The 18,439-nt window shown below is 59.7% G+C and carries 15 protein-coding genes; 7 read left to right on the forward strand and 8 right to left on the reverse strand.

Annotated features, from left to right (window positions below; genetic code table 11):
• Positions 1-8: 8 nt before the first annotated feature.
• The 3 genes from AC1Q9F_RS09020 to kdgD all read right to left on the reverse strand — a co-directional run bounded on the left by AC1Q9F_RS09020 (position 9) and on the right by kdgD (position 3,885).
• Positions 9-1,373, reverse strand: a complete 1,365-nt coding sequence (locus tag AC1Q9F_RS09020; RefSeq protein ID WP_127796921.1) for an MFS transporter — start codon at positions 1,371-1,373, stop codon at positions 9-11.
• A gap of 99 nt (positions 1,374-1,472) precedes the next feature.
• Positions 1,473-2,912: an aldehyde dehydrogenase family protein gene (locus AC1Q9F_RS09025; RefSeq protein WP_007953623.1), complete on the reverse strand. Its 1,440-nt coding sequence runs from the start codon at positions 2,910-2,912 to the stop codon at positions 1,473-1,475.
• 61 nt (positions 2,913-2,973) lie between these two features.
• Positions 2,974-3,885, reverse strand: a complete 912-nt coding sequence (kdgD, locus tag AC1Q9F_RS09030; RefSeq protein ID WP_007953624.1) for a 5-dehydro-4-deoxyglucarate dehydratase — start codon at positions 3,883-3,885, stop codon at positions 2,974-2,976.
• 236 nt (positions 3,886-4,121) lie between these two features.
• On the opposite strand from kdgD, the gene AC1Q9F_RS09035 reads away from it, so the two are divergent.
• From AC1Q9F_RS09035 to AC1Q9F_RS09045, 3 genes are all read left to right on the forward strand, one after another.
• Complete coding sequence (locus tag AC1Q9F_RS09035) at positions 4,122-5,420, forward strand: phospholipase (protein ID WP_492619521.1); 1,299 nt, start codon at positions 4,122-4,124, stop codon at positions 5,418-5,420.
• 11 nt (positions 5,421-5,431) lie between these two features.
• The gene (locus AC1Q9F_RS09040) at positions 5,432-5,623 is read left to right on the forward strand and encodes a hypothetical protein (protein WP_492619520.1); all 192 of its coding nucleotides are present in this window, start codon (positions 5,432-5,434) and stop codon (positions 5,621-5,623) included.
• A gap of 102 nt (positions 5,624-5,725) precedes the next feature.
• Positions 5,726-6,100, forward strand: a complete 375-nt coding sequence (locus AC1Q9F_RS09045) for a hypothetical protein (RefSeq protein ID WP_492619519.1) — start codon at positions 5,726-5,728, stop codon at positions 6,098-6,100.
• A gap of 4 nt (positions 6,101-6,104) precedes the next feature.
• Here the strand turns inward: AC1Q9F_RS09045 and AC1Q9F_RS09050 are convergent, their stop codons facing one another.
• The 4 genes from AC1Q9F_RS09050 to AC1Q9F_RS09065 all read right to left on the reverse strand — a co-directional run bounded on the left by AC1Q9F_RS09050 (position 6,105) and on the right by AC1Q9F_RS09065 (position 10,596).
• Positions 6,105-6,851: a FadR/GntR family transcriptional regulator gene (locus AC1Q9F_RS09050; RefSeq protein ID WP_207985026.1), complete on the reverse strand. Its 747-nt coding sequence runs from the start codon at positions 6,849-6,851 to the stop codon at positions 6,105-6,107.
• 105 nt (positions 6,852-6,956) lie between these two features.
• Positions 6,957-8,684, reverse strand: coding sequence for an ABC transporter ATP-binding protein/permease (locus tag AC1Q9F_RS09055; RefSeq protein WP_207985025.1), 1,728 nt, complete (start codon positions 8,682-8,684; stop codon positions 6,957-6,959).
• Positions 8,685-8,780: 96 nt separating this feature from the next.
• Entirely contained in the window at positions 8,781-9,341 is a 561-nt protein-coding gene (locus AC1Q9F_RS09060; protein ID WP_003221630.1) for a response regulator transcription factor, read from the reverse strand.
• Positions 9,334-10,596 (reverse strand): ATP-binding protein, encoded by a 1,263-nt coding sequence (locus AC1Q9F_RS09065; RefSeq protein WP_011332442.1) that lies wholly within the window; start codon positions 10,594-10,596, stop codon positions 9,334-9,336. Before AC1Q9F_RS09065 ends, AC1Q9F_RS09060 begins: the two co-directional genes overlap by 8 nt.
• Positions 10,597-10,911: 315 nt before the next feature.
• Here AC1Q9F_RS09065 and AC1Q9F_RS09070 point away from each other — a divergent pair, with 315 nt between their 5' ends.
• Positions 10,912-11,628: an SIMPL domain-containing protein gene (locus AC1Q9F_RS09070; protein WP_096818907.1), complete on the forward strand. Its 717-nt coding sequence runs from the start codon at positions 10,912-10,914 to the stop codon at positions 11,626-11,628.
• A 74-nt stretch (positions 11,629-11,702) separates the two neighbouring features.
• On the opposite strand, the gene AC1Q9F_RS09075 is transcribed toward AC1Q9F_RS09070, so the two are convergent.
• A complete protein-coding gene (locus tag AC1Q9F_RS09075; RefSeq protein WP_492619518.1) occupies positions 11,703-12,005 on the reverse strand; it encodes a DUF6124 family protein in 303 nt (100 codons plus the stop codon).
• Between the two features lie 954 nt (positions 12,006-12,959).
• On the opposite strand from AC1Q9F_RS09075, the gene AC1Q9F_RS09080 reads away from it, so the two are divergent.
• The 3 genes from AC1Q9F_RS09080 (at position 12,960) to AC1Q9F_RS09090 (ending at position 18,345) form a co-directional block, all read left to right on the forward strand.
• The gene (locus AC1Q9F_RS09080) at positions 12,960-14,561 is read left to right on the forward strand and encodes an ABC transporter substrate-binding protein (RefSeq protein WP_492619517.1); all 1,602 of its coding nucleotides are present in this window, start codon (positions 12,960-12,962) and stop codon (positions 14,559-14,561) included.
• Positions 14,562-14,821: 260 nt separating this feature from the next.
• Positions 14,822-16,447 carry an ABC transporter substrate-binding protein gene (locus AC1Q9F_RS09085; protein WP_492619516.1) on the forward strand — a complete coding sequence of 542 codons (1,626 nt, stop codon included), beginning with the start codon at positions 14,822-14,824 and terminating at the stop codon, positions 16,445-16,447.
• 299 nt (positions 16,448-16,746) lie between these two features.
• Entirely contained in the window at positions 16,747-18,345 is a 1,599-nt protein-coding gene (locus tag AC1Q9F_RS09090; protein WP_179692654.1) for an ABC transporter substrate-binding protein, read from the forward strand.
• Positions 18,346-18,439 lie beyond the last annotated feature (94 nt).

Here is an 18,439-nt window from a genome sequence, read left to right on the forward strand (position 1 = left end):
GCCGCTCCTCAGGAATGCGCTTGAGACAATTTACCAGCCGCTTCGGAACCACCGTTGGTTGGCGGCTCTTTCAGGACCACACGCTTGATCGGGCCGACGATCACCAGGTAGCTGAACACCGCCACCAGCGCGTTGGCGCCGACGAACACCAGCGCCCATTTGAACGAACCGGTGGAGCTGATGATGTAGCCGATGACGATCGGGGTAGTGATCGACGCGATGTTGCCGAAGGTGTTGAACAGGCCACCGCTCAGACCGGCGATCTGTTTCGGCGAGGTGTCGGACACCACCGCCCAGCCCAGCGCACCCACGCCTTTGCCGAAGAATGCCAGGGCCATGAAGCCGACCACCATCCATTCAACGTCGACATAGTTGCAGGCCACGATACTGCTCGAAACCAGCAGACCGGCAATGATCGGCGCCTTGCGGGCGAAGGTCAGCGAATGGCCCTTGCGCAGCAGGTAATCGGAAATCACCCCGCCGAGGACGCCGCCGATAAAGCCGCAGATCGCCGGCAACGAGGCAATGAAACCGGCCTTGAGGATGGTCATGCCGCGTTCCTGCACCAGGTACACCGGGAACCAGGTCAGGAAGAAATAGGTGATGCCGTTGATGCAGTACTGGCCCAGATAAACGCCGAGCATCATGCGGTTGGTCAGCAGCTGGCGGATGTAATCCCATTTCGGGCCGTCTGCCTTTTTGCCTTGTTTCTGGTCCATGTCGACCATGCCGCCGTTGTCGGCGATGAACTTCACTTCCGCTTCGTTGGCCATCGGGTGTTGGCGCGGGCTGTGGATAACCTTCAGCCAGACCAGCGAGAACACGATGCCGAGCAGGCCCATGACGATGAACACATGTTCCCAGCCGAAGGTGTAAACGATCCAGCCCATCAGCGGTGCGAACAGCACGGTCGCGAAGTATTGCGCCGAGTTGAAGATCGCCGAAGCGGTGCCGCGTTCAGCGGTCGGGAACCAGGCCGCGACGATCCGCGCGTTGCCGGGGAACGATGGCGCCTCGGCCAGACCGACCAGGAAGCGCAGCATGAACAGCGCGACGATGGCCGTGGACATGCCGAACTCACCGACGAAGCCTTGCAGCACGGTGAACAGCGACCAGGTGAAGATGCTCAGTGCATAGACTTTTTTCGAGCCGAAGCGATCGAGCAGCCAGCCGCCGGGGATTTGCCCGGCCACGTAGGCCCAACCGAAAGCAGAGAAGATGTAACCGAGGGTGACCGCGTCGATGCCGAGGTCTTTTTGCAAACTGGAACCGGCGATCGCGATGGTGGCGCGGTCGGCGTAGTTGATCGTGGTCACCAGGAACAGCATGAGCAGGATCAAATAGCGGACGTGAGTCGGCTTGGACGATTGCATGTAGATGTACTCCCACTGATTATTTTTATGCGGGTAAAACATTCTTTGGTCTTGTGCCGCGCAGGGCCTCAGGCGAAGGCCCGGCGCGGGTGCAGCGATTTACGAACCGATGTAGCTGGTCTTCACGACCGTGTAGAACTCTTGCGCATAGCGGCCTTGCTCACGTGAGCCATAGGATGAACCCTTACGGCCACCGAACGGAACGTGGTAATCGACACCGGCGGTCGGCAGGTTGACCATCACCATCCCGGCCTGGGAATGACGCTTGAAGTGGTTGGCGTACTTCAGCGACGTGGTGGCGATACCCGCCGACAGACCGAATTCGGTGTCGTTGGCCATGGCCAGTGCAGCCTCGTAATCGGCCACGCGGACGATGTTGGCCACCGGACCGAAGATCTCTTCGCGGCTGATGCGCATCGAGGCTTCGCTGTCGGCAAACAGCGTTGGCGCGAGGAAGTAGCCCTCGGTGTCGCAGGTCACCAGACCGCCGCCGCTGACCACACGCGCACCTTCGGACTGGCCGATGTCGATGTATTTCAGGTCCTGTTCAAGCTGCGCTTGCGAGACCACCGGACCGATGTCGGTACCGGCCTTCAGCGCGTGGCCGACCTTGATCGACTTCATGCGCTCGGCCATGGCTTCGACGAACTTGTCGTGAATGCCGGCGGTAACAATCAGTCGGCTCGACGCCGTGCAACGCTGGCCGGTGGAGTAGAACGCGCTCTGCACCGACAGCTCGACCGCCTGCTTGAGGTCGGCGTCGTCGAGAATGATCTGCGGGTTCTTGCCGCCCATTTCCAACTGAACCTTGGCCTGGCGCGACACGCAGTTGACGGCGATCTGACGGCCCACACCGACGGAACCGGTGAAGCTGATGCCATCGACTTTCGGGCTGTTGACCAGCGCTTCACCGACCACGCGGCCACTGCCCATCACCAGATTGAACACGCCAGCCGGGAAGCCTGCGCGGGAGATGATTTCGGCCAGCGCCCAGGCGCAACCCGGCACCAGATCCGCCGGTTTCAACACCACGCAGTTGCCGTAGGCCAGGGCCGGGGCGATTTTCCACGACGGGATGGCAATCGGGAAATTCCACGGAGTGATCAGGCCGACCACGCCGAGGGCTTCGCGGGTGACTTCGACGTTGACGCCCGGGCGCACCGACGGCACGTAGTCGCCGGAAAGACGCAGGCACTCGCCAGCGAAGAACTTGAAGATGTTGCCGGCGCGGGTCACTTCGCCGATGGCTTCGGGCAGGGTCTTGCCCTCTTCCCGGGCCAGCAGGGTGCCGAGTTCTTCGCGGCGGGCGAGGATTTCGGTGCCGACTTTATCAAGCGAGTCGTGGCGGGCCTGAATACCCGAAGTCGACCACGCCGGGAACGCGGCGCGCGCGGCGTCGATGGCGGCGTTGACCTGAGCCAGGTCAGCCTTGGCGTAATCGCCGATGGTGTCGCTCAGCTCGGACGGGTTGATGTTGACCGAGTAATCGTTGCCGGCGACCCATTCACCGTTGATGTAGTTGTCATAGCGCTTGGTCACGAATCATTCTCCTGACGCAAAAGGCCGCTGATTGCTCAGCGGCCTTGTTTATAGAGTTGTGTTACTGCGCACCTTGCTTGTCGATCAGCGCGGCAAGCATTTCGTACTCTTCGCGGGTCAGGTCGGTCAGCGGAGCCCGCACCGGGCCTGCGTCATAGCCGGCGATTTTGGCGCCTGCCTTGACGATGCTCACGGCGTAACCGGCTTTGCGGTTGCGGATGTCCAGGTACGGCAGGAAGAAGTCGTCAATGATCTTGCCGACGGTGGCGTGATCTTCGCGGGCAATCGCGTGGTAGAAGTCCATCGCGGTTTTCGGGATGAAGTTGAACACCGCCGACGAGTAGACCGGCACGCCCAGGGCCTTGTAGGCAGCGGCGTAGACTTCGGCGGTCGGCAGACCACCGAGGTAGCTGAAGCGATCACCGAGGCGACGACGGATCGACACCATCAGCTCGATGTCACCCAGACCGTCCTTGTAACCGATCAGGTTCGGGCAGCGCTCGGCCAGACGTTCCAGCAGCGGCGCGGTCAGGCGGCAGACGTTGCGGTTGTACACAACCACGCCGATGTTGACCGATTTGCACACCGCCTCAACGTGGGCGGCAACGCCGTCCTGGCTGGCTTCGGTCAGGTAGTGCGGCAGCAGCAACAGGCCTTTGGCGCCCAGACGCTCGGCTTCCTGTGCGTATTCGATGGCCTGGCGGGTCGAACCACCGACACCAGCGAGGATCGGCACGCTGCTGGCGCAGGTGTCGACGGCAGTCTTGATGATTTCCGAGTATTCGCTGGCAGCCAGGGAGAAGAATTCACCGGTGCCACCGGCGGCGAACAGGGCTGAAGCACCGTACGGGGCCAGCCATTCCAGGCGTTTGATGTAGCCAGCGCGGTTGAAATCGCCCTGGGCATTGAAATCGGTCACCGGGAACGACAGCAGGCCGGCGGAGAGGATGGACTTCAGTTCTTGTGGATTCATTATTCGAACACCCTGGTAGCAACGTTTTTTTGTGAGTAGACCGTTCAGCCTTCGCCGAAGTTGTAGGTCATCGTACAACTTAAAAGATAACCGTCAACTGCATTTCATCGCTGGGGGGCATTTTTTGTCGGACAAGATTTCTTTTTGACGTAGGAGATTTCTCGACTAGGCTCGATTTAACTGTATATGCATACAGTTAAATAAAAACCTGCCGACGACATATCAAGGAGAAAGAAATGTCCGGTCTACAAACAAAATGCCTTGAAAAACCCACACCGGTCATCGCCCGCTTCGATGATCTTTTCACCCCCGGCGGCATCGCTTTCAGTGCCGAAAATCCACACCTGTTGCTGCACATCGCCGACTCGCACAGCGATGTCGAACCCGCGACCGCCCTGCCCGCTCAAGACTTGAAAGGCAAACCGCAGTTGCGCTTCGAAGGCGCGGAACACGCGGCTATCGGCGATAGCACCCGGCTGCGTTTCGTTGAAAACGCTGAGCCGGTGCTCGCGCAAAATGTGCCGCTGCATCTGCCGAACGGGTTGGCTCTGACCTATGGCCAGGTGCTCGCGCTGGGTGGCGATTTCTACGGAATCGCCGACCGGCCGATCAACGAAGGATCGACCCCGGCTGATCGCATTCAGCGCTTCACGGCGGCCTTCGACACCCTCGCCGCGCTGCCCGCTTCAAAGGCCGAAGCGATACAGATTCTCGCGATCATGCAAAAGGAGATCGACGCGGTTAAACAGGCGATCAAGGACGGCAAGCAACCCCATGAGGCTTATGACGCTTTGGGAGATACGTTGTCGGAAGAGTGGAACAAGATCACTGGTGGAGGCAGTTTTGTTTCGGCGCTGTTCCCGCTCGGTCGCTATCTGAAACTGGCAGCGAACAACGCCGACCACTTCGGCGAATGGGCCCGACAGGCCTACATCGCCGGGCACACCGCCGCCCTGCAAACCGCCGCAGCCGCCCACGCCAGTCAGGACGAGCGGCAACTGGAACGGGCCTACGCGATGAACGCGTTCGCCGACCACTACCTCTCCGACCTGTTCTCTTCCGGGCATTTGCGAGTGCCGCGCAAGGCCATGGCTGCAGCGGTAACGCCAAGCGACCTCGGTTCACTCATCACTCGCTTCATGCACGACGAAGACAGCAAGTTCGGCCTCAAGGTGCGCAACGGCCATGGCGAGCAATGGCGGGCTTTCGGTGACAAGCGCTACTTCGACGCCACGGACGCCGACAACCGAAATCAGGTGAATCTGGCGGTGCAGGACTCGGCGGACGAGGTGTATGCCGCTTATTCAAGCGGCAATGTGCCGACCACCTTCAACGCGCTACAACGGCTGCCGGACCTGACAGCCGTGCTGGATCCGGCCAACAACTTCTCGCCACTGTTCCGCCTTCAAGGCAACAAGGTCCTGCGGCGCAAGGACGTGAACAACCTCAACGACACCGCCACCGTCGACGACTGGTGGGGCTGGAGCACTTACCTGCTGCTCAAGGACTATCACCCAACCGGCAACACGAATTAAGGAGCGATTCGATGAGCATCAAATTGAGAGTTGAACTGGCCTCGGGCCAATCATTGAAAGGTGCGCCGCTGCAATTGCTGCGCGACGGCGTGGCCATCGCCCGGGCATCGGTGGATTCTCTGGGCCAGGCGACGTTCGACGTCAGGCCCGGCCCGGGCAAACTCGCGGTCAGGGTGGATCGATCGATTCTGCCCCACAGCTGAAATGCCCGGACAAGATTGCCCCGGCGCGTCTCACCGATTCGCCGGGTAAAGTGCGACGACTGCCGCGAAGGATCGCGGCAGATCTTTCAAGGAGAACGAAGCATGACGTTTGCCGCTGCACACCTTCCGCAATTCCCCGACCACGCCAGCGACTCGATCATCCTGCGGTTATCGACTCTGGATGACGACCTGATCGTTCAGGTACCCGATGGCCAGAACACACCGCCGAACTGGGATGTGTACCCGATCCTCGGTGACGATCCGGAAGAGCCTGAATGGCTGGGCCTGTCGGAACCGACCGGCGTCTGGGACGACGCACTCGACGACATGGTCGGCCTGACGGGAATCGAACTGAGCATCCCCAAATTCGAGCTGGAAAAGTACCTGAACAGCACCGTCGAACTGCGCTACAAGTTTGCTGATGAAGCCAGTCTGGAGCCTTGTTCGGAACCGCTGAAACTCTACATCGAAGCCTGATGTCTCAACCCTGCGCCTGCGCCTCTTCATGCGCCTGACGCAGCCGTTCGCGGCTGTTGGTCAGGTGCAGGCGCATGGCCGCGCGGGCGGCATCGGAATCCTGGCGGGCGATGGCCTCGTAGATTTCCTCGTGCTCGCGGCTCAGGCGATTCATGTAGTGCTGCTGATCGTCATGGGCCAGGCGCGCCGAGTTCAGCCGCGTGCGCGGAATGATGCTGGTGCCCAGGTGGGTCATGATGTCGGTGAAGTAGCGGTTGCCGGTGGACAGGGCGATTTGCAGGTGAAACTGGAAGTCCGACGCCACCGCATCGCTGGCGTGGGCCACGCTTTCGTTCAGCGCATCGAGGGCGGCGCGCATGGCGGCCAATTGTTCGGTGCTGCGCCGTTGCGCGGCGAGACCGGCCGATTCGACTTCGAGGCTGATCCGGAATTCGAGAATCGCCAGCACGTCACGCAGGGTGACCACGGTGGCGGGGTCGATCCGGAAGCCACTCGGGCTCGGCGTATCGAGCACGAAAGTGCCGATGCCGTGCCGGGTTTCAACCTGACCTGCGGCCTGTAGCCGGGAAATCGCCTCGCGCACCACGGTGCGGCTGACGCCATGGGCTTCCATGATCGCCGACTCGGTGGGCAACTTGTCACCGCGTTTGAGCAAACCGTCGCGGATCTGCTCGGTCAGCACCGTCACCAGTTCCTGAGCCAGGCTGCGGCGCTTGCGAGGGAGGCGCGGGGTGTTGATCGGGTTTTCCATGGTCTGCGTTTGTCTCGAAAAATCGGCTTGAGGGGCATCATAGCGTAAGCGGGTTGTACGATCACCGTCCTCTGTGGGAGCAAACTCCCACAGAGTCAGAACCTGTCACGCGGTCACGGTCTGTTCCACCAAGTGCCCGCCATCGATCCGCACATGCCGTGGATGGAAGCGCTTGAGACTGCTGCGATGGCCGACGCTGACGATGCTCAGGCCCGGCAACTGGTCGATCAGCGCCTGATACAGCGTGGCTTCGTCTTCTTCATCCATCGCCGACGTCGCTTCGTCCATGTACAGCCATTGCGGTGCATAGAGCAGCGCGCGGGCGAAGGCTAGACGTTGCTGTTCACCCGGCGAGAGCATGCGCTGCCAGTGATTGGCTTCGTCCAGTCGAGCCACCAGATGCGGCAGACGGCAGGTTTCCAGCACTTGTGCATAACGCTCAGGCGCGTAGGTGTCGCCCGGTTGTGGATAACTCAAGGCTTCGCGCAGGGTGCCGATCGGCAGATACGGCTTTTGCGGCAGGAACAGATAACGCGATGCCGGCAAGCGAATGCTGCCGTGCCCCGCCGGCCACAAATGCCCCATCGCCCGCAGTAGCGTGGACTTGCCGCTGCCGGAACGGCCGCTGAGCATCACCCGATCGCCCTGCTCCACGGTCATGTCGGCGCTGGTCAGCAGATGACGGCCATCGACGAGGTCCAGCCCCAGGTTGTGCACCCTCAGTTCGCTGCCCTGATTCTGTACATCGATGGCTGGCATCCGCTGCTCATTGTCGGTCATGGCCTGACGGAAACTCAGCAGACGATCACAGGTGGCGCGCCAGGAAGCGAGGTTCTGGTACGCACTGATGAACCAGCTGAAACTCTCCTGAACATTGCCGAATGCCGAGCTGATCTGCATGAGTTCACCGAGCTCGATCTTGCCGGCGAGGTAACGCGGCGAGGCGACGATGAATGGGAAAATGATCGCGGCTTGGCTGTAACCGGCTGTGAAAAACGTCAGGCGCTTGGAGACTTTCATGATGTCCCAGAAGTTGTGCCAGACATTGCCGAAACGGCCGCTCAAGCGACGATTCTCATTCGGTTCGCCGTTGTACAGAGCAATGCTTTCGGCATTTTCCCGAATCCGCACCATGGAAAAACGCAGGTCGGCTTCGAAGCGTTGTTGTTGGTTGTTCAGACCGATCAAACGACGACCGATCAAATGCGTCAGCCAACTGCCCACCACCGCGTAAACCAGCACGCACCAGAACATGTAGCCGGGAATGGTGATGCCATAGACTTCAATGCTGCCCGACACGCCCCAGAGAATGATCGAGAACGACACCAGGCTGACGATATTGCGCAGCAGCCCGATACCCAGTTCAAGGGTGTTGGAGGTGAAGTTATTGAGATCTTCGGAAATCCGCTGATCCGGGTTATCGGTGTAACCGCCCTGCTCCAGCTGGTAGTAGTTCTTGTCGGCGAGCCAACGCGAAAAATGCTTTTCAGTGAGCCAGGCGCGCCAGCGAATCGTCAGCATCTGCGTCAGATAAAGCCTGTAAACTGCACCGACAATCGCCACGGCCGCAATGCCACAGAAATACAGAATCAGCTGCCAGAACGCCGCCTCATCCTTCTTTTGCAGCGCATTGTAAAAATCCTTGTACCAGGTGTTGAACCACACCGAGATGCCCACGCTCAGCAGCGAGAGCGCGATCACCGCGATCAGCAACGTCCAGGCCTTGCCCTTCTCTTCACTGCGCCAGTACGGCGTGATGATCGCCCACACCTTGCGAAAAAACTGCCCGCGCACAGCATCGTTGACCGCGGAATATTCAGCGTTCTGATTCATGGAAAAGGCTCGATAAAGAAAAGAACAGACACGCACCGATCATAGTTGATCGGTGCGTTTTATCGCGAGGGCTGGCGATGGTCGTTCAGCGCAGGTTCAGCGACGAACCGGGCGCTTCTGCAGTTTGCGCTGCAGGGTGCGGCGGTGCATGCCCAGGGCGCGGGCAGTGGCGGAGATGTTGCCTTCGTGCTCGGTCAGCACGCGCTGGATGTGCTCCCACTGCAGGCGATCCACCGACATCGGGTTTTCCGGCACCAGGCTGTCGAGGTCGGCGTGTTCGGACAGCAACGCTGCCAGCACGTCGTCGGCGTCGGCCGGTTTGCACAGATAGTTGCAGGCGCCGCGCTTGATCGCTTCGACTGCGGTGGCAATGCTCGAGTAACCGGTGAGGATCACCACGCGCATTTCCGGGTCCAGCTCCAGCAGCTTCGGCAGCAGGACCAGACCGGAGTCACCGTCCATTTTCAGGTCCAGCGCGGCATAGTCCGGCAGATCGGCCTGGGCGATGGTCAGGCCTTCTTCGGCGGAACCGGCGGTGCTGACGCGGAAACCACGGCGAGCCATGGCGCGGGCCATCACCCGGGTGAAGGTCGCGTCGTCATCGACCAGCAGCAAATGCGGCAGTTCTTCGCCTTCGACTTGGATTTCGTCACTCATGTTGCTCTCCTCGGGCGCCGTGGGGCAGGCGCAGCTCGGTGAGCGTGCCGCCTTCCTCATGACTATAGAGTTTCACTGAGCCGCCGGCGCGTGTCACGCTGGCCTTGCTCAAAAACAGGCCCAGGCCGAAACCTTTGCCCTTGGTGGTAAAAAACGGTTTGCCGATCTGCTCGGCGATGGCCAGCGGCACACCGGCGCCATGATCGCGAATGCTGATGGTCAGGTCTTCGGCGGTCCAGTCCAGGGTCACTTGAAGGTTTTCCGGACAGGCGTCGGCGGCGTTGTTCAACAGATTCAACAAGGCCTGGGTCAAATCCGGCGGCGGCGCCACACGCGGCAACGGGCCCTGGCCCAGACGCTGGAAGCGATAACTGGCTTCCGGGCGCATCAGGTGCCAGCGATTGAGCGCTTCGTCGAGCCACTCGGTAACATCCTGCATCTCCACCGCCATCCGGCGATTGGCTTCGGCGGCGCGCACCAGTTGTTGCAGGGTCTCCTTGCAGAGCTTGACCTGATCCTTCAGCACCTTCAGGTCTTCCTGAAGCATCGGGTCGTGATGATCCTGCTGCATTTCGTTGAGCAACACGCTCATGGTCGCCAGCGGCGTGCCAAGTTCATGGGCGGCACCGGCCGCCTGAGTCGCCACGGCCAGCAATTGCTGATCGCGCAGGCCCTCCTCACGACGGATCGCACGCAACTCTTCCTGCCGGCGCAGCTCTTCAGCCATGCGCGCAGCGAAAAACGTAATCACCGCTGCCGCGAGGGCAAAGCTCAGCCACATGCCGTAGATCTGCAGGTTCTCCCGGGCGACCGGCAGGGTTTCCAGCGGATAGAAATGCGTCAGCATCAGCGTGTACAAGGCCAGCGCAATGCCCGACAGCACCACCGAATAACGCCATGGCAGCGTTACCGCAGCGATGGTCAGCGGCACCAGATAATACGAAACGAACGGGTTGGTCGAACCACCGGAGAAATACAGCAAGGCACTGTGGATAACCAGATCGCAGGCCAGTTGGAGCGCGTATTCGAGCTCGGTGACTGGCCACGAAGTTCGCAGGCGCACGGCGGTGAACACACACAGCAGAATCGAACAGCCGAGGGTCATCACCAGCTGCACCCACGGCAACGGCAACAGATCCAGCCAGTAGGCCAGGCCCACGGAACCGGCCTGCGCGGCGAGCACCAGGGTGCGAATGAAAGTCAGCCGCCAGAGGTTCTGGCGAGTGGCGGAAGTCAGTTGTACGGGGGCGAGCATGAGCTCTCCTGATGAGCGCTCCAGGCGGATCGCACGGAGTATAACCAAGGCGCGGGCTCGAGAGGCGAAAGTGCGGCAAACGACCACATGGCGCAAAGTTTTTCTGCGGCTATAAGGGCCCCTTCGCGAGCAAGCTCGCTCCCACAGGGAACGCGTCCCAAATGTGGGAGCGAGCTTGCTCGCGATTGGCTGCGCAGCAGCCACCAGCCATCTGTATAGAAGTTGTAACTGGGCGAACCGGATCATAAAAGCTAGAGTCTGATGGTTTCACGCAGGCCCCCGAACCATCACCTGCGCCCTCATCAAGGAGCTTTCATGCACACATTTCGCCGCAGCGCCGCCCTTCTCGCCCTGACCGTCGGCAGCGTCGCCAGCCTTCCGGCCCTGGCCGCCGATGAGCTGCACTACAACCAGATTTCCCTGCGCGCCGAAGTCAGCCAGGAAGTGGCCCGCGACCTGATGATCGTGACCCTCTACACCGAAGAACAAAACACTGACCCGGCCAAACTCGCCGCCGACGTCAGCACCACCATGAACAAGGCCCTGGCCCAGGCCAAGCAAGTCAAAGACATCACCCTGCGCCAGGGCAGCCGCAACAGCTACCCGATCTACGACACCAAGGGCCAGAAAATCACCGGCTGGCGCGAACGCGCCGAACTGCGCCTGGAAAGCGCCGACTTCGCCGCCCTGTCCAAACTCACCGGCGAACTGCTGACTGACCTGAAAATGGGCGGCATGGACTTCGCCATCGCCGACCCGACCCGCAAGGCCAGCGAAGACAAACTGCTGAAAGAAGCCGTCACCGCCTTCAAGGCCCGCGCCCAACTGGCCACCGACGCCCTGGGCGGCAAGGGCTACAAAATCGTCAACCTGAACCTCAACAGCAACGGCTTCCCACAACCGTACATGCGCGCCCCGATGATGATGAAAGCCGCCGGCATGGACGCAGCGCCGGTCACGCCTGAAGTCGAAGCCGGTACCAGCCAGGTCAGCCTGACGGCCGATGGCTCGATTGAAGTGTTGATGCAGTGATTGAATGACAGCTGAATGAAAAACCGGCGATCAGAGAATGATCGCCGGTTTTTTTGTGCCCGGGATTTGGGTCGTCAGGTTTGCGGATCAACCCGATCCAGCGCGCGGTTCACTGCAAGCTCGGCCAGCATGATGATCTGCTGGATGCCGAGCGCCGTACTGCGCTGCGGGCCGCTGAGTTCGTTGGCGAAATTGCTCGCGATGGTACTGGCCGACGCCAGGGACTCGCAGGCATTGGCCAGCAGGCTTTCGGTGTCGACGCTGGGCGTGACCATGTACATCGTGCTCGGGCGCGGTTTGGACGGATTGGGGCAGAGATAAAAATCGAGGGCGCGTTTGATGGCTTCGCGGTTGCGGGCGAGGTCTTCGGCGCGCATGGCTTCTTCGAGTGGGGTGGATGATTCGAGGGGGGGGGTCGGGGACAACCTTGTTCATTGATTAACTCCTTGCTGACTTGAAGCCACCAAATGCCGTTCTCACGCGGCGAAGAGGTGGCAGCTATGTGCGGGGTGAGAAACCGGGCAAGGAGATTCCGGCCAGACCGAAGTCTGCCCGCACACGGCCGCCATAAATCAATTACAGGCAGCAGAAATGCTGGCGGCAATTATGGTCGGACTGGCGTTTGAATAACACTCGCTTGCCTGGGTTCTCACACCCAATCACAGAGTTTTCTGCGACAACCAAAGACTAGGGATCGTGGTTCCGACGGACAACCTGAAAACCTTGTGGGAAGGTTCGGTGAATCCCACACATCTTTAAACGTCCGAAAATGGAACGCGGAGCGTCCCGGGCTGCATTCCCACGCAGAGCGTGGGAACGATCAAGCAGTCCGCAGTTGCTTTCCGCTTTCCGCTTTCCGCTTTCCGCTTTCCGCTTTCTGCTTCTCGCTTCTCGCTTTCCACCACTCAACACGATGAGCGTTAGCTCGAGTAAAGCTCTTGATCCTTTGGCCCCTTCGGCAGGCTGAGTGGAGGGATTTATCCGGGGGTGGGAGCGCAGCGACCGTGCGGCGAAGCCGCATGCATCGAGAGGAGGTGCAGCGAAGCAAACCGTAGGCGATGCCCCCGGATGAATCCCGGAACGAAGGAACCCCGAGCCCCAGCGAGGGGCCGAACGCCGGGGCCCAAGACCTTTGGTTACTTTGGGGCGTTTGCCAAAGTGACCCGCCGTAAGGGCGGAACCATAAGCCGCAGCACCCGAAAAAACGGATATGCCCAAAAACCGCTGGATATACCGAGATAGACGCATCCCCTCAAAAAACGATATTTCCGATCCCCCTCAAATCCCCGCTAACCTCAAAGAACAACCACCTAAAAACCCACGGGCCAGACATGCAAAGATCCACCCTCAAACCACTCCTGATCACCCTGGCCCTGACCGCCATAACCCCAATCGCCAACGCAGCAACGACCTTGGTCTACTGCTCCGAAGCCAGCCCCGCAGGCTTCGACCCCAGCCAATACACCAGCGGCACCGACTTCGACGCCTCCGCCGAAACCGTCTTCAACCGCCTAACCCAATTCAAACGCGGCGGCACCGAAATCGAACCCGGTCTGGCAACCAACTGGGAGGTAAGCCCGGACGGCCTCCAATACACCTTCCACCTACGCCAAAACGTAAAATTCCACACCACCGACTACTTCACCCCCACCCGAACCTTCAACGCCGACGACGTCCTGTTCACCTTCCAGCGCCTGCTCGACCCGGAAAACACCTTCCGCAAGGCCTACCCCGCCGAATCCCCCTACTTCACCGACATGGGCCTGAACACCACGATCAAATCCGTGGAAAAGCTCGACGAAAACACCGTGCGTTTCAACCTGAACAACGTCGACGCCGCCTTCGTGCAAAACCTCGCCATGAGCTTCGCCTCGGTGCAATCGGCCGAATACGCCGCGCAACTGTTGAAGGAAGGCCACGCCGCCGACCTCAACCAGAAGCCGGTCGGCACCGGCCCCTTCGTGTTCAAGCGTTACCAGAAGGACGCGCAGATCCGCTACGCGGCGAACAAGGACTACTGGAAACCCGAGGACGTGAAACTCGACAACCTGGTGTTCTCGATCACCCCGGACGCCGCCGTTCGCCTGCAAAAGCTCAAGACCGGCGAATGCCAGGTCAGCGGCTACCCGCGCCCGGCCGACATCGAAGTGATGGAAAAAGACCCGAATCTGCGGGTGTTGAAGCAGGCCGGTTTCAACCTCGGCTTCCTCGCCTACAACACCACCCATCCGCCGCTGGACCAGCTCAAAGTGCGCCAGGCGCTGGACATGGCCATCGACAAACCGGCGATCATCAAGGCTGTTTACCAGAGTGCCGGTCAGCTGGCGCAAAACGCCTTGCCGCCAGCGCAATGGTCATTCGATCCGAACATTAAAGACGCGCCGCACGACCCGGTAAAAGCCAAGGCGCTACTCAAGGAAGCCGGGGTTGCACCCGGTACAACCATCAACCTCTGGGCCATGACCGTGCAGCGCGCTTCGAACCCGAATGCGCGGATGTCGGCACAGATGATCCAGCAGGATTGGGAGAAGATCGGTATCAAGGCCAACATCGTCAGTTACGAATGGGGCGAGTACATCAAGCGCGCCAAGAATGGCGAACACGACGCGATGATCTACGGCTGGACCGGTGACAACGGCGACCCCGACAACTGGCTGGGCGTGCTTTACAGCTGCGCGGCAGTGAACGGCAGCAACTACGCCAAATGGTGCGATCCGGCCTACGACAAGCTGGTGCAGCAGGCCAAGGTGTCCACCGATAAATCGCAGCGGGTAAAACTGTATCAACAGGCGCAACTGATCCTTAAACAGCAGGTGCCGATCACGCCAATCGCCAACTCCACGGTGTTCCAGCCGCTGCGCAAGGAAGTCACCGACTTCAAGATCAGCCCGTTCGGTCTAACCCCCTTCTATGGCGTAGGTATAAATAAGTAACACCCGGCCCCAATCCGGCGCGCACAACGTGACCAATGCACCGTTTTGGGGCTTCGTTTGCACCGTAAAAACCGGCCGCAAACGGTCAAATGCGTCAGAAGTTATACGGATGCGACATTAAGGTACGTTCGTGCCACGCTTTGACGCCGCCGAGCGCTCTGGATCTTGCATTGGGTATGGGCCCTGCATAAGTATCCGCAGGCACGACTCACGAGGTCGTACCTCACAACTAAAAAATGACAACAAATCATGAGGCCAACATGCTTAAACACGCGGTCATTCCGTTTTTAGTCGGCGCAGGCTTGTTAGCCTCCGCACCTTTCGCCACCGCTGCGACTAACCTGGTGTTCTGCTCCGAAGGCAGCCCGGCCGGTTTCGATCCAGGCCAATACACCACCGGAACCGACTTCGACGCCTCAGCCGAAACCATGTTCAACCGTCTGACCCAGTTCGAGCGTGGCGGTACCGCCGTGATTCCTGGTCTGGCGACCAAGTGGGACATCTCGGATGACGGCCTGACCTACACCTTCCACCTGCGTGAAGGCGTCAAGTTCCACACCACCCCGTATTTCAAGCCGACTCGTGAGTTCAACGCCGACGACGTGCTGTTCACCTTCAATCGCATGATTAACAAGGATGACCCGTTCCGTAAGGCGTACCCGACCGAATTCCCGTACTTCACCGACATGGGGATGGACACCAACATCACCAAGATCGATAAAGTCGACGACCACACCGTCAAGTTCACCCTGAAAGAAGTCGACGCCGCGTTCATCCAGAACATGGCCATGAGCTTCGCGTCTGTTCAGTCCGCCGAGTACGCAGCCCAGCTGCTGAAGGAAGGCAAGGCTGCCGACATCAACCAGAAGCCGATCGGCACTGGTCCGTTCGTGTTCAAGAGCTACCAGAAAGACTCCAACATCCGCTACACCGGGAACAAGGACTACTGGAAGCCTGACGACGTGAAGATCGACAACCTGATCTTCGCCATCACCACCGACCCGTCGGTACGTATCCAGAAGCTGAAAAAGAACGAGTGCCAGGTCACCCTGTTCCCTCGTCCGGCTGACCTCAAGGCGCTGAAAGAAGACCCGGCGCTGAAGATGCCTGACCAGGCTGGTTTCAACCTGGGCTACATCGCCTACAACGTGATGGACAAGGTCAAGGGCAGCAACGAGCCGAACCCGCTGGCCGACCTGCGCGTTCGTCAGGCGCTGGACATGGCTGTAAACAAGCCACAGATCATCGACTCGGTTTACCAGGGCGCCGGCCAGCTGGCCGTGAACGCCATGCCGCCGACCCAGTGGTCCTACGACACCACCATCAAGGACGCCAAGTACGATCCTGAGAAAGCCAAACAGCTGCTCAAGGAAGCCGGCGTCAAGGAAGGTACCGAGATCGTCCTGTGGGCGATGCCGGTTCAGCGTCCGTACAACCCGAACGCCAAGCTGATGGCTGAAATGCTTCAGTCCGACTGGGCGAAGATCGGCCTGAAAGTGAAGATTCAGAGCTACGAGTGGGGCGAGTACATCAAGCGTTCCAAAGGTGGCGAGAACCAGGGCATGCTGATTGGCTGGAGCGGTGACAATGGTGATCCGGACAACTGGCTCAACGTGTTGTTTGGTTGCGACTCCCTGAGTGGCAACAACTTCTCCAAATGGTGCGACAAGAAATTCGACGGCCTCGTGAAAGAAGCCAAGCGCACCACTGACCAGGCCAAGCGCACCGAACTCTACAAAGAGGCGCAGCACGTCCTCAAAGATGCAGTCCCTATGACACCTATCGCTCACTCGACGGTGTATCAACCCATGCGCGCCAACGTGCAGGACTTCAAGATCAGCCCATTCGGCTTGAACTCCTTCTACGGCGTCAGCGTCAGCAAATAAAAGAAGCAGCGGCGACGTTTTCAGCGTCGCCGCTGTTTTTTTTGCCGAGAAGCCAGGAATTTGCCTACAACCTTTTCCGCCCCGCCTTACCGGGACGGTTCAGGACGTGTTGCCTTTTCCTACGAGGCTTTAGGACAAAGCGCATTTACTGCCAGACCCACGGCCCCTACCGTCGGGTTCTGACCAGTGACTGTGTGGGCTATCGGTTTTGCTGCCGTATTGGTTTGAGCTCAATGCAGCCACCACATCCCTGGACGGGATCGCGGCGCATTGAAAAACACTAAAAAAGAGGGAGCGTCATGCGCCATACCTTGGTTTTTTCCGCATTGCTGGGCGCCGGTCTGTTGGCCGCCACGTCCGCCAGTTTCGCCGCCAGCAACAGTCTGGTGTTCTGCTCCGAAGGCAGCCCGGCCGGTTTCGATACCGCGCAGTACACGACGGCGACCGATAACGACGCCGCCGAACCGCTGTACAACCGTCTGGCCGAGTTCGAAAAAGGCGCGACCAATGTCGTACCGGGCCTGGCAACCAGCTGGGATATTTCCGAGGATGGTCTCAAGTACACCTTTCACCTGCGTGAAGGTGTGAAGTTTCATACAACGCCGTACTTCAAACCTACGCGTGATCTCAACGCCGACGACGTGCTGTTCACGTTTAACCGCATGCTCGATCCGCAACAGCCATTCCGTAAGGCTTATCCGACCGAGTTCCCGTATTTCAACGGGATGAGCCTCAACAAGAACATCGCCAAGGTCGAGAAGACCGGGCCGCTGACCGTGCAGTTCACGCTCAACAGCGTCGACGCCGCGTTCATCCAGAACATCGCCATGAGCTTTGCCGCCATCCTGTCTGCCGAATACGCCGACAAGCTGCTGGCCGAAGGCAAGCCGAGCGACATCAACCAGAAGCCGATCGGCACTGGTCCGTTCGTGTTCAAGAGCTACCAGAAAGACTCGAACATCCGTTACACCGGCAACCCGCATTACTGGGATCAGAGCCGGGTGAAGCTGAAGAACCTGATTTTCGCGATCAATACCGACGCCTCGGTACGTGTGCAAAAGCTCAAGGCCGGCGAATGCCAGATCACCCTGCACCCGCGCCCGGCCGATGTGCCGGCACTGAAGAACGATCCGAAACTGCAATTGATCGAGAAGCCGGGCTTCAACCTCGGTTACATCGCCTACAACGTGCGTCACAAGCCGTTCGATCAGCTCGAAGTGCGTCAGGCGCTGGACATGGCGGTGAATAAACAGGGAATTCTCAACGCTGTTTATCAAGGCGCCGGCCAACTGGCTGTGAACGCCATGCCACCGACCCAATGGTCCTACGACGACACGATCAAGGACGCCGCCTACAACCCGGAAAAAGCCAAAGAGCTGCTCAAGGCTGCCGGCGTCAAGGAAGGCACCGAGATCACCCTGTGGGCAATGCCGGTACAACGTCCGTACAACCCGAACGCCAAACTGATGGCCGAGATGCTCCAGGCCGACTGGGCCAAGATCGGTCTGAAAGTGAAGATCGTCAGCTACGAATGGGGCGAGTACATCAAGCGCACCAAGAATGGCGAGCACGACATCAGCCTGATCGGCTGGACCGGTGACAACGGGGATCCGGACAACTGGCTCGGCACGCTCTACAGCTGCGACGCCATCGGCGGCAACAACTACTCCATGTGGTGCGATCCGGCTTACGACAAGCTGATCAAGCAGGCCAAGGTCGTCACCGACCGTGACCAGCGCACCGTGCTCTACAAACAGGCCCAGCAACTGCTCAAGCAGCAAGTGCCGATCACGCCTGTCGCCCACTCGACGGTCAACCAGCCGCTGAGCGCCAAAGTCGAAGGGTTCAAGGTGAGCCCGTTCGGTCGCAACGTGTTTTCGGGTGTCAGCATCGATTAAACAAAAAACCGATTAGCCGCAATGCTGAGGGGGCCGTCTACCCCCTCACGCAAGCGCTTTGCCGAAATTCGCCAATCAGGCCTTTTGCAAACGT

The organism is Pseudomonas sp. GW823-FHT04A03 (assembly GCF_058796615.1).

Coding starts and splice junctions, on each gene's coding strand:
- AC1Q9F_RS09045 (WP_492619519.1), top strand. CDS start 5,726: ATGACGTTTGCCGCTGCACACCTTCCGCAATTCCCCGACCACGCCAGC.
- AC1Q9F_RS09035 (WP_492619521.1), top strand. CDS start 4,122: ATGTCCGGTCTACAAACAAAATGCCTTGAAAAACCCACACCGGTCATC.
- AC1Q9F_RS09075 (WP_492619518.1), bottom strand. CDS start 12,005: ATGCGCGCCGAAGACCTCGCCCGCAACCGCGAAGCCATCAAACGCGCC.
- AC1Q9F_RS09055 (WP_207985025.1), bottom strand. CDS start 8,684: ATGAATCAGAACGCTGAATATTCCGCGGTCAACGATGCTGTGCGCGGG.
- AC1Q9F_RS09070 (WP_096818907.1), top strand. CDS start 10,912: ATGCACACATTTCGCCGCAGCGCCGCCCTTCTCGCCCTGACCGTCGGC.
- AC1Q9F_RS09080 (WP_492619517.1), top strand. CDS start 12,960: ATGCAAAGATCCACCCTCAAACCACTCCTGATCACCCTGGCCCTGACC.
- AC1Q9F_RS09020 (WP_127796921.1), bottom strand. CDS start 1,373: ATGCAATCGTCCAAGCCGACTCACGTCCGCTATTTGATCCTGCTCATG.
- AC1Q9F_RS09090 (WP_179692654.1), top strand. CDS start 16,747: ATGCGCCATACCTTGGTTTTTTCCGCATTGCTGGGCGCCGGTCTGTTG.
- AC1Q9F_RS09085 (WP_492619516.1), top strand. CDS start 14,822: ATGCTTAAACACGCGGTCATTCCGTTTTTAGTCGGCGCAGGCTTGTTA.
- AC1Q9F_RS09050 (WP_207985026.1), bottom strand. CDS start 6,851: ATGGAAAACCCGATCAACACCCCGCGCCTCCCTCGCAAGCGCCGCAGC.
- AC1Q9F_RS09040 (WP_492619520.1), top strand. CDS start 5,432: ATGAGCATCAAATTGAGAGTTGAACTGGCCTCGGGCCAATCATTGAAA.
- kdgD (WP_007953624.1), bottom strand. CDS start 3,885: ATGAATCCACAAGAACTGAAGTCCATCCTCTCCGCCGGCCTGCTGTCG.
- AC1Q9F_RS09060 (WP_003221630.1), bottom strand. CDS start 9,341: ATGAGTGACGAAATCCAAGTCGAAGGCGAAGAACTGCCGCATTTGCTG.
- AC1Q9F_RS09065 (WP_011332442.1), bottom strand. CDS start 10,596: ATGCTCGCCCCCGTACAACTGACTTCCGCCACTCGCCAGAACCTCTGG.